Below are 14,543 nucleotides of genomic sequence, written 5' to 3'. Positions count from 1 at the left end.
GTATTTTGTAACATGGCAGAAAAACAAACCGCGAAAAGGAATCGTCGCGAAGAAATACTTCAATCTCTGGCTCTGATGCTTGAATCCAGCGATGGCAGTCAACGCATCACCACCGCTAAACTGGCCGCCTCTGTAGGCGTGTCTGAGGCGGCGCTGTACCGTCATTTCCCGAGCAAGACCCGGATGTTTGACAGCCTGATCGAGTTTATTGAAGACAGCCTGATCACGCGCATCAACCTGATTCTGAAAGACGAAAAAGACACGACCGCGCGTCTGCGTCTGATTGTGCTGTTAATCCTGGGCTTCGGTGAACGCAATCCGGGCTTAACCCGTATCCTCACCGGCCACGCGCTGATGTTTGAACAGGACAGACTGCAGGGCCGCATTAACCAGCTTTTCGAGCGTATTGAAGCGCAGCTGCGCCAGGTACTGCGCGAAAAGAAAATGCGTGAAGGCGAAGGTTACACCATTGATGAAACGCTGCTGGCGAGCCAGATTCTGGCGTTTTGTGAAGGGATGCTCTCCCGCTTTGTGCGTAGCGAATTCAAATACCGTCCAACGGACGATTTTGACGCCCGCTGGCCATTAGTGGCTGCTCAGTTGCAGTAATCCGTAAGCCCGGTAAGCGTAGCGCCACCGGGCAATTTAATTACACCCCGAACTCTTCCCGGTATGCACGTACCGCCGCCAGATGGTCCGCCATCTCAGGCTTCTCTTCCAGATACGCAATCAGGTCTTTCAGGGTAATAATCGACGTCACTTTGCAGCTGTAATCGCGTTCGACTTCCTGAATAGCGGAAATTTCACCGCGACCACGCTCCTGACGATCCAGAGAAATCAGCACGCCAGCAAGCGTCGCACCGTTGGCCTGGATAATCTCCATTGATTCGCGGATCGCCGTACCCGCGGTAATCACGTCATCGACCAGCATGACGCGGCCCTGCAGCGCGCTGCCGACCAGATTCCCGCCTTCACCATGGGTTTTAGCTTCTTTGCGGTTAAAGCAGTACGGCACGTCGCGGTCATGGTGTTCCGCCAGCGCCACCGCGGTGGTGGTCGCAATCGGAATGCCTTTATAGGCCGGGCCAAACAGCAGGTCAAATTCAATCCCGGAATCCACCAGCGCTTCGGCATAGAAACGGCCTAACAGTGCCAGATCGCGCCCGGTATTAAACAGCCCGGCGTTGAAGAAATAGGGACTCTTACGCCCGGATTTCAGCGTAAATTCGCCAAACTTAAGTACCTGCTTGTTAAGCGCAAACTCAATAAACTGGCGCTGATACGATTTCATGGATTTGCTCCTTTGGTTTTTCTGTCTTACAGGCAAAAAAAAGGCGACTCATTGGTCGCCTTTAAAATCAATTTTCTAACGCCGCTTTCTGCGTCGTTACAATGGATTCGATTCCCCCTCGGGCCAACGCCAGCAGGGAGAGAAGCTCTTCGTGGGTGAACGGCTCGCCTTCCGCCGTGCCCTGCACCTCAATGATGCGACCGTCTTCGGTCATCACCACGTTCATGTCGGTTTCGGCTGCGGAATCTTCAACGTATTCCAGATCGCAAAGCGCTTCGCCGTTAACGATACCAACAGAAACCGCCGCAACCATGCCTTTCATTGGGTTGGTTTTCAGCTTACCGGCCGCAACCAGCTTGTTCAGGGCATCCGCCAGCGCCACGCAGGCGCCGGTAATGGATGCGGTACGCGTACCGCCGTCTGCCTGAATGACGTCGCAATCGAGAGTGATGGTGAATTCGCCAAGGATTTTCAGGTCAACGGCGGCGCGCAGCGCACGCGCGATCAGACGCTGAATCTCCATGGTACGGCCGCCCTGCTTACCCTTTGCCGCTTCACGGGCATTACGGGTATGGGTCGCACGCGGCAGCATGCCGTATTCTGCGGTGATCCAACCCTGGCCCTGACCTTTCAGGAAGCGCGGAACGCCTTCTTCGATGGAGGCGGTGCACAGCACTTTAGTGTCACCAAACTCAACCAGCACGGAGCCTTCAGCGTGTTTTGTATAGTTACGGGTCAGGGTGACGGGACGCACCTGGTTGGCGCTACGGCCTGATGGACGCATGATGGATTCTCCGGCTTGAAACGAATGTGGCTGCGCATTATACGGATAAAGGACGCTTATTCCTATCCTGAGAAGCCCCCGAAAGCTATAATCCCCCCATCTCTCCTTTAAAAACGGGAATGTCTATGATCCGCAGTATGACCGCCTACGCCCGGCGTGAAATCAAGGGTAGCTGGGGTAGCGCCACATGGGAAATGCGCTCGGTAAACCAGCGTTACCTGGAAACGTATTTCCGTATGCCGGAGCAGTTCCGCAGCCTTGAGCCTGTCGTACGTGAACGTATCCGTACGCGTCTGACGCGCGGAAAAGTGGAATGTAACCTGCGCTTTGAGCCTGATGCGAGCGCACAGGGCGAGCTCATCCTCAACGAAAAACTGGCAAAACAGCTCGTGAATGCGGCGAACTGGGTCAAAATGCAGAGCGATGAAGGCGAAATCAACCCGGTTGATATTCTGCGCTGGCCTGGCGTCATGGCCGCCGGTGAGCAGGATCTGGACGCCATTGCCGCTGAAATCCTGGCAGCTCTCGACGGCACGCTGGACGACTTTATCATTGCCCGCGAAACCGAAGGCCAGGCGCTGAAAGCGATGATTGAGCAGCGTCTTGAAGGCGTGAGCACCGAAGTAGCGAAAGTCCGCACCCATATGCCAGAAGTGCTGCAATGGCAGCGCGAGCGCCTTGTCGCCAAACTGGAAGAAGCGGAAGTTCAGCTGGAAAACACCCGTCTGGAACAAGAACTGGTGCTGATGGCGCAGCGTATCGATGTCGCTGAAGAGCTGGACCGTCTGGAAGCGCACGTTAAAGAAACCTACAACATTCTGAAGAAAAAAGAAGCTGTGGGCCGCCGTCTGGACTTTATGATGCAGGAGTTCAACCGCGAGTCGAACACCCTGGCGTCTAAGTCGATCAATGCAGAAGTGACGAATTCAGCGATTGAGCTGAAAGTGCTGATTGAACAGATGCGCGAGCAGATCCAGAACATCGAGTAATGCTTTTCGGGTGGTGTCGACAGCACCACCCATTACTATTTCTAATCCATCTTAACGCCAATTTTGTCGCCTTACCGCCTTTCATCAAGCTTTCTCTATAGAACTTGATAAAAATTTTTAGGGCAAACTGGCTCGCCTTAGAAAATCTCAATCGTGATCTTGCGCACAAATCGCTAACCTCCCCCGCGTTCACACCGGAGGGTATATGCTGCTTCACATCCTTTATCTCATTGGCATCACCGCAGAAGCCATGACCGGCGCACTTGCCGCCGGACGTCGCCGTATGGATACCTTCGGCGTGATCATTATTGCTACGGCGACCGCACTGGGCGGCGGTTCCGTGCGCGATATTCTGCTTGGCCATTACCCGCTCGGCTGGGTTAAACACCCTGAATACGTGATTATCGTGGCAACGGCCGCCGTGTTAACCACCATAGTGGCGCCCGTTATGCCCCATCTTCGCCGCCTGTTCCTGGTGCTTGATGCGCTGGGGCTGATCGTATTTTCGATCATCGGCGCGCAAATCGCGCTCGATATGGGGGAAGGACCGGTTATCGCCACCATCGCCGCCGTGGTCACGGGCGTATTCGGCGGTGTGCTGCGCGATATGTTCTGCAAACGCATCCCCCTGGTCTTTCAAAAAGAGCTGTATGCCGGCATCTCCTTTGCAGCAGCGGTGCTCTATATCGCCCTGCAGCATTACGTTTCAAATCATGATGTGGTGGTCATCTCGACGCTGCTGTTTGGCTTTACGGCCCGCATGCTGGCGCTGCGTCTGAAGCTCGGGCTGCCCATTTTTCATTACAAACACAGCGCCCACTAGCTTCAGAACCCGTTGATGTGCTGTTCAGCGAGCCATTTCGCCAGCACATCAATCTGAGGCGCGTGAACCCAGTTTACGATTTGTCGCGCTTTCTCCTCTCCCGTTCCCGGCAGGGTCTGCCAGTGCTTTGCGTTGCGCCCGCTCATCTTCTGCCACGATATGTCTCCCATCGCCTTCAGCGAAGCCTGGGTCAATGGCACACCCATTGCCATGAGCCAGCGGATAAACGGCTTCTCGCGCACCAGATTAAATCGGTGCCAGAGCGCCAGCCCGCGTGCTGAGGAAAACCCCGGTGTAGCCTGCAGCTGCGCCTGCGTTAATAACAGCCATGAAAAGAGATGTTCAAAATGATGCGCCTGCCAGAGGGTCCGCCAGCCTGACTCACCTAATCCTTCAATATCGAATACCTGCTTTGAACTGAGCCAGGTCAGCCGGGCAAAGAACTGCTCCATACACTCCGGCGAAGCATAGAAACAGCTAAGAGCATGATAGCGTGAGGCCGGTGGCTCTGGTTTATGTCTGTCAGTCCCGCGCCAGAGCACCTTATCAAACCGGGGGATACCCTGCCCGGCCAGGCTGATCTGTATCTGATCCCCCGGAGCAATATCCAGACTCTGCAAGCGCCCAACCGAGCCCAGACTCACCCGCTGCACCTGTTTATCATCCAGTTGTACGGGTTCCAGCGCTGCTACAACGGAAATTTTGCCCGTGCGCCCCACGGAAAAATGAATATCGCTCACCTCAGCGACCTGGGCTGCGGGAGGATATTTCCACGCGACAACCCAGCTGCCTTCTCCCGGTAACCACTCTTCGCCCGCAGGTTCATCCTCCGAACGCACTACAATGCCATCCGTGACAAAGGGTAATGCGGTCACGTGCCAGGCCGCGCGCTGCTTCTCGACGGCATCGACTGAATCGGCGGGTAGCGTGTACCGTGCCGACAGCGTAAAACCGGCCTGAGACAGTTCAGCTAAAGATGTCCGCATATCTTTCGGTCCGTCCGGCCAGGCCCAGATGAATACGCCGATTTTGCTCAATAGCGAGTTATCCTTTTGCCGCATCATCGCCCCCGCCACCTTTGCGCGAGCGTTCATTCCGCCCAACTGGCTCTGAATGTGGTTGTCGCGTAACCAGTAAAGCTCGCCCTGCAAGACGCTATTCGCCAGCGCGCCGGTGAGCTTTTGCGGAACCGACGGGATTAAACGCACCTTATCGGTCCAGTCTTCCCCTTTCAGGCCATCACCGCGACTGATAGCCTGGGTTAACTTTCCGTTGCGATAGACCAGCGTTACCGCCACACCGTCAACTTTGGGTTGCAGCCACAGATGTTGTCGGGTACGCATCCACTGTCTCAACTCCTCTTTGCTGGCCACTTTATGTACGCCCGTATGGGCAACGGGATGTTTTACACTTCCCGCCAGCGCCGGGAGTTTCTCTTCTGAAGGCTCACCGCCAAAACAGCGCTGCCACTGCGTTAATCGCCCGTGAAGCTGGTCGTAAACCTCGTCGTTGATCTCACTTACGCCCTGCTTCCAGTAAGCCTCATCCCAGCGTTTGATTTGGGCGCTTAACGACGCCATCTCTTTTTCTGCTTTTGCCTGCGACCACACCGGACACACCGCCGCGCCAGAGCCACACCACAACAGCATTAACCCGCTTATCCATCGCCACATCGCTACCCCTCCTTTGCATTGCAGGAGGTATACCCGGATGCCTGAAACAACGCTAACGACAACGTTTCACAATGCGAGACGCTATCCGGTGTTTCTTTTGGTTGCTGAAAACCACAGATAAAACCTGAAAACGGCACGCAAAATTCAATAATCCAGGGGAAAAAGTGTGACAAAGGCTACGTCACACGGCGGTGACGTGTATAATAAGCCCGTATGTAGGACTTCTTCGTTAACACATACAAAAGACTCTCATGGCTCAAGGCACGCTTTATATTGTTTCTGCCCCTAGTGGCGCGGGTAAATCCAGCCTTATTCAGGCACTGTTAAAAACCCAACCGTTGTACGACACACAGGTTTCTGTTTCTCACACCACGCGAGCGCCGCGTCCGGGTGAAGTGCACGGTGAACACTATTTCTTTGTGGATCACGACGAATTCAGAGCGATGATCGGCAGAGACGCGTTTCTTGAACACGCTGAAGTATTCGGTAATTACTACGGTACCTCGCGTGAAACCATTGAGCAGGTTCTGGCCACGGGCGTGAATGTGTTCCTGGATATCGACTGGCAGGGCGCACAGCAAATTCGTAAGAAAATGCCTGACTCGCGCAGTATCTTTATTTTACCGCCATCGAAAGATGAGCTGGATCGCCGCCTGCGTGGCCGCGGTCAGGACAGCGAAGAAGTGATCGCAAAGCGTATGGAACAGGCTGTTGCAGAAATGAGCCATTACGCGGAATATGATTACCTTATTGTGAATGATGATTTTGATGCCGCACTGAGCGATCTCAAAACCATTCTTCGTGCAGAACGTCTGCGTATGAGCCGCCAGAAGCAGCGACATGACGCATTAATCACCAAACTGTTGGCAGACTGAACCCACTTTCAGTATCATGCCCAGTCATTTCTTCACCTGTGGAGCATTTTAAGTATGGCACGCGTAACTGTTCAGGACGCTGTAGAGAAAATTGGTAACCGTTTTGACCTGGTGCTGGTCGCCGCGCGTCGCGCTCGTCAGATGCAGGTAGGCGGTAAAGATCCGCTGGTACCGGAAGAAAACGATAAAACCACCGTTATTGCACTTCGCGAAATCGAAGAAGGTCTGATCAACAACCAGATCCTCGACGTGCGTGAGCGCCAGGAGCAGCAAGAGCAGGAAGCCGCAGAACTGCAGGCCGTAACCGCTATTGCTGAAGGTCGTCGTTAATTAAACCTGCGGGTCGCCCTTGTATCTGTTTGAAAGCCTGAATCAACTGATTCAAACCTACCTGCCTGAAGACCAGATTAAGCGTCTTCAGCAGGCGTATCTCGTTGCACGTGACGCTCACGAGGGCCAGACACGTTCAAGCGGTGAACCCTATATCACGCACCCTGTAGCGGTGGCCTGTATTTTGGCCGAGATGAAACTCGACTACGAAACGCTGATGGCCGCTCTGCTGCATGACGTGATCGAAGATACCCCTGCCACTTATCAGGACATGGAACAGCTGTTTGGCAAAAGCGTTGCCGAACTGGTGGAAGGGGTCTCTAAGCTTGATAAGCTGAATTTCCGCGACAAGAAAGAGGCGCAAGCCGAAAACTTCCGCAAGATGATTATGGCGATGGTGCAGGATATCCGCGTCATTCTCATCAAACTCGCTGACCGTACCCACAACATGCGCACGCTGGGCTCACTTCGCCCGGATAAACGTCGCCGCATTGCCCGTGAAACCCTCGAAATCTACAGTCCGCTGGCGCACCGTTTAGGTATTCATCACATTAAAACCGAGCTGGAAGAGTTGGGTTTTGAAGCGTTGTACCCGAACCGCTATCGCGTGATTAAAGAGGTGGTGAAAGCCGCACGCGGTAACCGTAAAGAGATGATTCAAAAAATCCTCTCGGAAATTGAAGGGCGCTTACAGGAAGCGGGAATTCCGTGCCGCGTCAGCGGTCGCGAAAAACATTTGTACTCCATCTACTGCAAAATGGTGCTCAAAGAGCAGCGTTTTCACTCGATCATGGATATCTACGCCTTCCGCGTAATTGTCCACGACTCGGACACCTGCTATCGCGTGCTGGGGCAGATGCACAGCCTCTACAAACCGCGTCCGGGCCGCATGAAAGATTACATCGCCATTCCAAAAGCGAACGGCTATCAATCTTTGCACACCTCGATGATCGGGCCACATGGCGTACCTGTTGAGGTGCAAATTCGCACCGAAGACATGGACCAGATGGCAGAGATGGGTGTTGCCGCACACTGGGCGTATAAAGAGCACGGTGGCGAAAGCAGCACGACCGCACAAATCCGCGCCCAGCGCTGGATGCAGAGTCTGCTAGAGCTTCAGCAGAGTGCGGGTAGCTCATTTGAATTTATCGAGAGCGTTAAATCCGATCTCTTCCCGGATGAGATTTACGTTTTCACCCCAGAAGGCCGCATTGTCGAACTGCCTGCGGGCGCAACGCCGGTCGACTTCGCTTACGCCGTGCATACCGATATCGGGCATGCCTGCGTCGGCGCGCGCGTCGACAGACAGCCTTATCCGCTGTCTCAGCCGCTCTCCAGCGGCCAGACGGTAGAAATTATTACCGCGCCGGGCGCACGTCCGAACGCGGCCTGGCTGAACTTTGTCGTGAGCTCCAAAGCACGCGCCAAAATTCGCCAGCTGCTGAAAAACCTCAAGCGCGATGATTCCGTCAGCCTGGGGCGTCGCCTGCTCAACCACGCGTTGGGCGGTAGCCGTAAGCTGGCTGAAATTCCGCAGGAGAACGTACAGCGTGAGCTGGAGCGCATGAAGCTTGCGTCGCTTGACGACCTGCTGGCAGAGATTGGCCTCGGCAACGCCATGAGCGTGGTGGTGGCGAAGAATCTGCAGCAAGGCGACACGACAGCGGTGCCTGCAACCACGCAAAGCCACGGACACCTGCCGATTAAAGGCGCAGACGGGGTGCTGATCACCTTCGCAAAATGCTGTCGTCCAATTCCTGGCGACCCGATTATTGCGCATGTCAGCCCGGGTAAAGGGCTGGTTATCCACCACGAGTCCTGTCGTAACATTCGCGGCTACCAGAAAGAAGCCGAGAAGTTTATGGCGGTCGAGTGGGATAAAGAGACCGCGCAGGAATTTATCACCGAAATTAAGGTGGATATGTTCAACCATCAGGGTGCTCTGGCGAACCTGACGGCAGCGATCAACACGGCTTCTTCCAACATTCAGAGCCTGAATACGGAAGAAAAAGATGGCCGCGTGTACAGCGCCTTTATTCGTCTGACCGCCCGCGACCGCGTGCATCTGGCGAATATTATGCGCAAGATCCGCGTCATGCCGGACGTGATTAAAGTCACCCGAAACCGAAACTAGGTTTATGAATTCACAACGTTATGCACGTATCTGCGAAATGCTCGCCAGGCGTCAGCCTGACCTGACGGTCTGCATGGAGCAGGTGCATAAACCTCATAACGTCTCTGCTATCGTCCGTACCGCAGATGCCGTCGGTGTGCATGAAGTGCACGCCGTCTGGCCGGACGGCCGTATGCGCAATACGGTCTCGGCGGCGGCAGGCAGCAACAGCTGGGTGTCTGTCAAAAATCATCACACCATTGGCGAAGCCGTATCGCACCTAAAAGGGCGCGGGATGCAGATCCTCGCCACTAACCTGTCCGCTAAAGCCGTAGATTTCCGCGAGATCGACTACACCCGCCCGACCTGCATTTTGATGGGTCAGGAGAAAACCGGGATCACCCAGGAAGCGTTGGATCTGGCGGATCGTGACATCATCATTCCGATGATCGGCATGGTCCAGTCTCTCAACGTCTCCGTGGCGTCCGCGCTCATTCTGTATGAAGCGCAGCGCCAGCGTCAGAACGCCGGGATGTACGAGCGCAGCAACAGCATGCTGCCGGAAGAGGAACAGCAGCGCCTGCTGTTTGAAGGTGGTTATCCGGTTCTGGCTCGCGTTGCGAAGCAGAAAAAATTGCCTTACCCCCACGTCAACGCGCAGGGCGAAATTGAAGCCGATGCCGAGTGGTGGGCCACCATGCAGTACGCCGGGTAAGCGATGAAAGGCCGCCTGCTGGATGCTATCCCGCTTAACAGCCTGACGGGCGTGGGCTCAGCGCAAAGTAATAAGCTTGCAAAAATTGGCCTGCACACCGTTCAGGATCTCCTGCTTCACCTCCCCCTGCGTTACGAAGACCGCACCCAGCTCTACAAGATTGGCGATCTTCTTCCCGCCATTTACGCCACCGTTGAAGGCGAAGTCCTGAACTGCAACATCACCTTCGGCGGACGCCGAATGATGACCTGCCAGATCAGCGACGGCACCGGCATTCTCACCATGCGTTTTTTCAACTTCAGCGCGGCGATGAAAAACAGCCTGGCGACGGGCCGCAGGGTGCTGGCCTATGGCGAAGCCAAACGCGGGAAATACGGCGCAGAGATGATCCACCCGGAGTACCGCGTGCAGGGCGATCTCAGCACGCCGGAAATGCAGGAGACGCTTACCCCGGTTTACCCGACAACCGAAGGCATCAAGCAGGCGACGCTGCGCAAGCTCACCGATCAGGCGCTGGAGCTGCTGGATACCTGCGCCATTACCGAGCTGCTGCCGCCCGAGCTGGCGCAGGGCATGATGAGCCTGCCCGAGGCGCTGCGCACCCTGCACCGCCCGCCGCCAACGCTGCAGCTCAGCGATTTAGAAAGCGGCAAACACCCCGCACAACAGCGTCTTATCCTTGAGGAATTACTGGCACATAACCTGAGCATGCTGGCGCTTCGCGCGGGCGCGCAGCGTTTCCACGCTCAGCCGTTAAGCCAGAATGATGCGCTCAAAGATAAGCTGCTGGCCTCGCTGCCGTTTAAGCCCACCGGCGCGCAGGCGCGCGTCACCGCCGAGATTGAACGCGATATGGCGCTCGACGTGCCGATGATGCGTCTGGTGCAGGGCGACGTGGGCTCCGGTAAAACGCTGGTTGCCGCCCTGGCGGCCCTGCGCGCGATTGCTAACGGTAAACAGGTGGCGCTAATGGCGCCGACCGAGCTGCTGGCTGAACAGCACGCCAACAATTTCCGCGCCTGGTTTGCGCCACTCGGAATTGAAGTGGGCTGGCTTGCCGGGAAGCAAAAAGGCAAAGCGCGCCTTGCGCAACAGGAGGCTATTGCCAGCGGGCAGGTGCAGATGATTGTCGGCACGCACGCCATCTTCCAGGAGCAGGTGCAGTTTAACGGTCTTGCGCTGGTGATTATCGACGAGCAGCACCGCTTCGGCGTACATCAGCGTCTGGCGCTCTGGGAAAAAGGCCTGCAGCAGGGCTTCCACCCGCATCAGCTGATCATGACCGCTACGCCGATCCCACGCACCCTGGCGATGACCGCCTACGCCGATCTGGATACCTCCACCATTGACGAACTGCCGCCGGGCCGTACGCCGGTCACCACGGTCGCCATTCCCGACACGCGCCGCAGCGATATCATTGACCGCGTGCGCAACGCCTGCACCCAGGAAGGGCGTCAGGCCTACTGGGTCTGTACGCTGATTGAAGAATCTGAACTGCTGGAAGCGCAGGCTGCCGAAGCAACGTGGGAAGAGCTTAAGCTGGCGCTGCCCGAGCTGAACGTGGGTCTGGTTCACGGACGCATGAAGCCCGCCGAAAAACAGGCGGTGATGCAGTCGTTCAAACAGGGTGATTTGCATTTGCTGATCGCCACCACGGTGATCGAAGTCGGCGTGGACGTCCCCAATTCCAGCCTGATGATCATCGAAAACCCGGAGCGTCTCGGCCTTGCCCAGCTCCACCAGCTGCGCGGGCGCGTCGGCCGCGGCGCGGTTGCGTCCCACTGCGTACTGCTCTACAAAGCGCCTCTTTCCAAAACCGCCCAGATGCGTCTGCAGGTGCTGCGCGACAGCAACGACGGTTTTGTGATTGCGCAAAAAGACCTGGAGATCCGCGGCCCGGGCGAACTGCTGGGCACGCGTCAGACGGGTAACGCGGAGTTCAAAGTAGCGGATTTACTGCGCGATCAGACCATGATCCCCGAGGTTCAGCGCCTCGCCCGCCATATTCATGAACGCTACCCCGAACAGGCGGCAGCGTTGATTGAGCGCTGGATGCCGGAAACCGAGCGGTATTCCAACGCCTGATTTCAGGCAAACATCGGCAGCATCAGGTACAGCTTGATCACCAGCGCGTTGACGATATCAATAAAGAACGCCCCAACCATCGGGACCACCAGAAACGCCATGTGCGATGGTCCGAACCGTTCGGTGATCGCCTGCATGTTGGCTATAGCCGTTGGGGTAGCCCCCAGACCAAACCCGCAGTGACCGGCCGCCAGCACCGCCGCATCGTAGTTTTTGCCCATCATGCGCCAGGTCACGAACATGGCGTACAGCGCCATAAACAGCGCCTGCACCGCAAGAATCGCCACCATCGGCAGCGCCAGCGAGGCCAGCTCCCACAGCTTGAGGCTCATCAGCGCCATCGCCAGGAACAGCGACAGGCAGACGTTGCCGAGCACCGATACCGCCCGTTCAAACACGCGGTAGAAGCCCATCAGCGCCAGACCGTTGCTCAGGATCACCCCGATAAACAGCACGCAGACAAACGTCGGCAGTTCAAACGCGGAACCCGCCAGCCATTGCGCAACCACTTTGCCCACGGTCAGGCAGATGGCGATCGTCGCGATAGTTTCAATCAGCACCAGCGAGGTGATGCTGCGGCCAACGTCCGGCTTTTCGAAGGCGGTCGGCACCAGCTCATCGTCCGGCCTGCCGTTCGGCGTGGTGGAGTGCTTAACCAGATACCGCGCCACCGGACCACCAATTAGGCCACCCAGCACCAGGCCAAAGGTCGCACAGGCCATCGCCACTTCCGTCGCGTTTTCAAACCCGTAGCGCTCGATGAACAGCTTGCTCCACGCGGCCCCGGTTCCGTGACCGCCCGAAAGGGTAATCGACCCCGCCAGCAGACCCATCAGCGGATCCAGCCCCAGCAGCGTTGCCATGCCGATGCCAATGGCGTTTTGCATCAGCAGCAGCCCCACCACCACAATCAGGAATACGCCGAGCACCTTACCGCCCGAGCGCAGGCTCGCCAGGTTGGCATTCAGGCCGATAGTGGCAAAGAAGGCCAGCATCAGCGGATCTTTCAGGGACATATCAAAATCGATTTCCCAGCCCATGCTTTTTTTCAGTATCAGCAGGGCCAGCGCCACCAGCAGGCCACCGGCGACAGGTTCAGGAATGGTGTATTTCTTCAGAAGGGAAACGCTATGTACCAGCTTGCGACCAAGCAGAAGAACCAGCGTTGCGGCAACAAGGGTCGACAACGTATCGAGATGAATCATAAAAGGCTCCTGTTATGCGCGTGTTCCATACACACGCGGCGTTATCCTGGGCCGGTTTGCGCTCTTCATGAGCCCCCGGCGCAAAAAGTGTAATTTTTTTTCCCCACGCGTTGTAGAAAACCTGCTCACAGCGGCAGATTTTCTTCCCTTTTTTTGCTGGCAATCGTTTGCTTTTACCAGGTGGTCAGATAAAATGCCCGCTTTTCCACCGTGGGATTGCCGCCGATGTCCGTTAACACCATAGAGTCGCCTGATGCGCAACCGATTGCGCAGAAGCAAAATAGCGAACTGATTTACCGCCTTGAGGATCGCCCGCCGCTGCCGCAAACGCTTTTCGCCGCCTGCCAGCATCTTCTGGCAATGTTTGTTGCGGTGATCACCCCGGCGCTGCTAATTTGCCAGGCGCTCGGTTTACCGGCGCAGGACACGCAGCACATTATCAGCATGTCTCTCTTCGCCTCCGGCGTGGCCTCGATTATTCAAATTAAAGCGTGGGGGCCGGTGGGGTCGGGATTATTGTCGATTCAGGGCACCAGCTTTAACTTCGTGGCACCGCTGATCATGGGCGGTACGGCGCTAAAAACCGGCGGTGCGGATGTCCCAACCATGATGGCGGCGCTGTTCGGCACCCTGATGCTGGCCAGCTGTACGGAGATGGTCATCTCCCGCGTTCTGCATCTGGCTCGCCGCGTTATCACCCCGCTGGTTTCTGGCGTCGTCGTAATGATTATCGGCCTGTCGCTGATTCAGGTGGGCCTGACCTCCATTGGCGGCGGCTATGCCGCAATGAGCGACCACACCTTCGGCGCGCCGAAAAACCTGCTGCTGGCGGGTGTCGTGCTGGCGATCATTATTCTGCTTAACCGTCAGCGTAATCCTTACCTGCGCGTCGCCTCGCTGGTGATCGCCATGGCGGCGGGTTACCTGCTGGCGTGGGCGCTGGGCATGCTGCCGGAGAACACCGCGCCGACCAACAGCGCGCTGATCGTCGTTCCTACGCCGCTGTACTACGGACTGGGCATTGACTGGGGCCTGCTCCTGCCGCTGATGCTGGTCTTTATGATCACCTCTCTGGAGACCATCGGTGATATCACCGCCACCTCCGACGTCTCCGAGCAGCCGGTGTCCGGCCCGCTGTACATGAAGCGTCTGAAAGGCGGCGTGCTGGCGAACGGCCTGAACTCGTTTGTCTCTGCGGTATTCAACACCTTCCCGAACTCCTGCTTCGGCCAGAACAACGGCGTGATCCAGCTGACCGGCGTTGCCAGCCGCTACGTCGGTTTTGTGGTGGCGCTGATGCTGATCGTTCTCGGCCTGTTCCCGGCGGTAAGCGGCTTTGTGCAGCACATCCCTGAGCCGGTGCTGGGTGGCGCAACGCTGGTGATGTTCGGGACCATCGCGGCCTCCGGCGTGCGTATCGTCTCCCGCGAGCCGCTGAACCGCCGCGCGATCATGATTATCGCCCTGTCGCTGGCCGTCGGTCTGGGTGTTTCCCAGCAGCCGCTGATCCTGCAGTTTGCGCCTGACTGGGTGAAAAACCTGCTCTCTTCCGGCATTGCCGCGGGCGGTATCACCGCTATCGTTCTGAACCTCGTTTTCCCGCCTGAAAAGAACTGATCCTCTTCACGGCAGGCAGCCAATGCCTGCCGTGACATCTAAT

General features: G+C 56.7%; 13 protein-coding genes. 9 read left to right on the top strand and 4 right to left on the bottom strand.

Annotated features, from left to right (window positions below; genetic code table 11):
• Positions 1-12 precede the first annotated feature (12 nt).
• Positions 13-609 carry a nucleoid occlusion factor SlmA gene (gene slmA, locus LBF07_RS11910; protein ID WP_010426428.1) on the top strand — a complete coding sequence of 199 codons (597 nt, stop codon included), beginning with the start codon at positions 13-15 and terminating at the stop codon, positions 607-609.
• A 40-nt stretch (positions 610-649) separates the two neighbouring features.
• Here slmA and pyrE read toward each other — a convergent pair whose 3' ends face one another.
• Both pyrE and rph read right to left on the bottom strand, forming a co-directional pair.
• Positions 650-1,291, bottom strand: coding sequence for an orotate phosphoribosyltransferase (gene pyrE, locus LBF07_RS11905; RefSeq protein ID WP_094935079.1), 642 nt, complete (start codon positions 1,289-1,291; stop codon positions 650-652).
• Between the two features lie 67 nt (positions 1,292-1,358).
• Positions 1,359-2,075, bottom strand: coding sequence for a ribonuclease PH (gene rph, locus LBF07_RS11900; RefSeq protein WP_010426431.1), 717 nt, complete (start codon positions 2,073-2,075; stop codon positions 1,359-1,361).
• Between the two features lie 125 nt (positions 2,076-2,200).
• On the opposite strand from rph, the gene LBF07_RS11895 reads away from it, so the two are divergent.
• Positions 2,201-3,064 carry a YicC/YloC family endoribonuclease gene (locus LBF07_RS11895; protein WP_048975620.1) on the top strand — a complete coding sequence of 288 codons (864 nt, stop codon included), beginning with the start codon at positions 2,201-2,203 and terminating at the stop codon, positions 3,062-3,064.
• A 205-nt stretch (positions 3,065-3,269) separates the two neighbouring features.
• Positions 3,270-3,887: a trimeric intracellular cation channel family protein gene (locus LBF07_RS11890; protein ID WP_094935078.1), complete on the top strand. Its 618-nt coding sequence runs from the start codon at positions 3,270-3,272 to the stop codon at positions 3,885-3,887.
• A gap of 2 nt (positions 3,888-3,889) precedes the next feature.
• On the opposite strand, the gene ligB is transcribed toward LBF07_RS11890, so the two are convergent.
• A complete protein-coding gene (gene ligB / locus LBF07_RS11885) occupies positions 3,890-5,560 on the bottom strand; it encodes an NAD-dependent DNA ligase LigB (RefSeq protein ID WP_094935077.1) in 1,671 nt (556 codons plus the stop codon).
• Between the two features lie 251 nt (positions 5,561-5,811).
• On the opposite strand from ligB, the gene gmk reads away from it, so the two are divergent.
• The 5 genes from gmk to recG are packed head-to-tail and all read left to right on the top strand — an operon-like array spanning position 5,812 to position 11,678.
• On the top strand, positions 5,812-6,435 hold the full coding sequence (gene gmk / locus LBF07_RS11880) for a guanylate kinase (protein ID WP_010426438.1): 624 nt from the start codon (positions 5,812-5,814) through the stop codon (positions 6,433-6,435).
• A gap of 54 nt (positions 6,436-6,489) precedes the next feature.
• Entirely contained in the window at positions 6,490-6,765 is a 276-nt protein-coding gene (gene rpoZ, locus LBF07_RS11875; protein ID WP_000135058.1) for a DNA-directed RNA polymerase subunit omega, read from the top strand.
• Positions 6,766-6,784: 19 nt separating this feature from the next.
• Positions 6,785-8,899, top strand: a complete 2,115-nt coding sequence (gene spoT, locus LBF07_RS11870) for a bifunctional GTP diphosphokinase/guanosine-3',5'-bis pyrophosphate 3'-pyrophosphohydrolase (protein ID WP_023309883.1) — start codon at positions 6,785-6,787, stop codon at positions 8,897-8,899.
• 4 nt (positions 8,900-8,903) lie between these two features.
• Positions 8,904-9,593, top strand: a complete 690-nt coding sequence (trmH, locus tag LBF07_RS11865) for a tRNA (guanosine(18)-2'-O)-methyltransferase TrmH (protein WP_024906644.1) — start codon at positions 8,904-8,906, stop codon at positions 9,591-9,593.
• 3 nt (positions 9,594-9,596) lie between these two features.
• Positions 9,597-11,678 carry an ATP-dependent DNA helicase RecG gene (gene recG / locus LBF07_RS11860; RefSeq protein ID WP_094935076.1) on the top strand — a complete coding sequence of 694 codons (2,082 nt, stop codon included), beginning with the start codon at positions 9,597-9,599 and terminating at the stop codon, positions 11,676-11,678.
• 2 nt (positions 11,679-11,680) lie between these two features.
• Here the strand turns inward: recG and gltS are convergent, their stop codons facing one another.
• Complete coding sequence (gltS, locus tag LBF07_RS11855; RefSeq protein ID WP_023309880.1) at positions 11,681-12,883, bottom strand: sodium/glutamate symporter; 1,203 nt, start codon at positions 12,881-12,883, stop codon at positions 11,681-11,683.
• 225 nt (positions 12,884-13,108) lie between these two features.
• Here gltS and xanP point away from each other — a divergent pair, with 225 nt between their 5' ends.
• The gene (gene xanP, locus LBF07_RS11850) at positions 13,109-14,500 is read left to right on the top strand and encodes a xanthine/proton symporter XanP (RefSeq protein WP_023309879.1); all 1,392 of its coding nucleotides are present in this window, start codon (positions 13,109-13,111) and stop codon (positions 14,498-14,500) included.
• Positions 14,501-14,543: the final 43 nt, after the last annotated feature.

The sequence above is a fragment of the Enterobacter cloacae complex sp. ECL352 genome (genome assembly GCF_020149545.1).
Taxonomy (GTDB): Bacteria; Pseudomonadota; Gammaproteobacteria; order Enterobacterales; family Enterobacteriaceae; genus Enterobacter; species Enterobacter asburiae_B.
The sequence above is the reverse complement of the archived record's forward strand: the minus strand, read 5'-3'. Positions and strand labels throughout refer to the sequence as shown.

What these genes read in the sequence shown, in the direction of transcription:
- slmA (WP_010426428.1), top strand. Translation starts at nt 13, where the DNA reads ATGGCAGAAAAACAAACCGCGAAAAGGAATCGTCGCGAAGAAATACTT.
- xanP (WP_023309879.1), top strand. Translation starts at nt 13,109, where the DNA reads ATGTCCGTTAACACCATAGAGTCGCCTGATGCGCAACCGATTGCGCAG.
- gmk (WP_010426438.1), top strand. Translation starts at nt 5,812, where the DNA reads ATGGCTCAAGGCACGCTTTATATTGTTTCTGCCCCTAGTGGCGCGGGT.
- ligB (WP_094935077.1), bottom strand. Translation starts at nt 5,560, where the DNA reads ATGTGGCGATGGATAAGCGGGTTAATGCTGTTGTGGTGTGGCTCTGGC.
- LBF07_RS11895 (WP_048975620.1), top strand. Translation starts at nt 2,201, where the DNA reads ATGATCCGCAGTATGACCGCCTACGCCCGGCGTGAAATCAAGGGTAGC.
- rph (WP_010426431.1), bottom strand. Translation starts at nt 2,075, where the DNA reads ATGCGTCCATCAGGCCGTAGCGCCAACCAGGTGCGTCCCGTCACCCTG.
- gltS (WP_023309880.1), bottom strand. Translation starts at nt 12,883, where the DNA reads ATGATTCATCTCGATACGTTGTCGACCCTTGTTGCCGCAACGCTGGTT.
- trmH (WP_024906644.1), top strand. Translation starts at nt 8,904, where the DNA reads ATGAATTCACAACGTTATGCACGTATCTGCGAAATGCTCGCCAGGCGT.
- rpoZ (WP_000135058.1), top strand. Translation starts at nt 6,490, where the DNA reads ATGGCACGCGTAACTGTTCAGGACGCTGTAGAGAAAATTGGTAACCGT.
- LBF07_RS11890 (WP_094935078.1), top strand. Translation starts at nt 3,270, where the DNA reads ATGCTGCTTCACATCCTTTATCTCATTGGCATCACCGCAGAAGCCATG.
- pyrE (WP_094935079.1), bottom strand. Translation starts at nt 1,291, where the DNA reads ATGAAATCGTATCAGCGCCAGTTTATTGAGTTTGCGCTTAACAAGCAG.
- recG (WP_094935076.1), top strand. Translation starts at nt 9,597, where the DNA reads ATGAAAGGCCGCCTGCTGGATGCTATCCCGCTTAACAGCCTGACGGGC.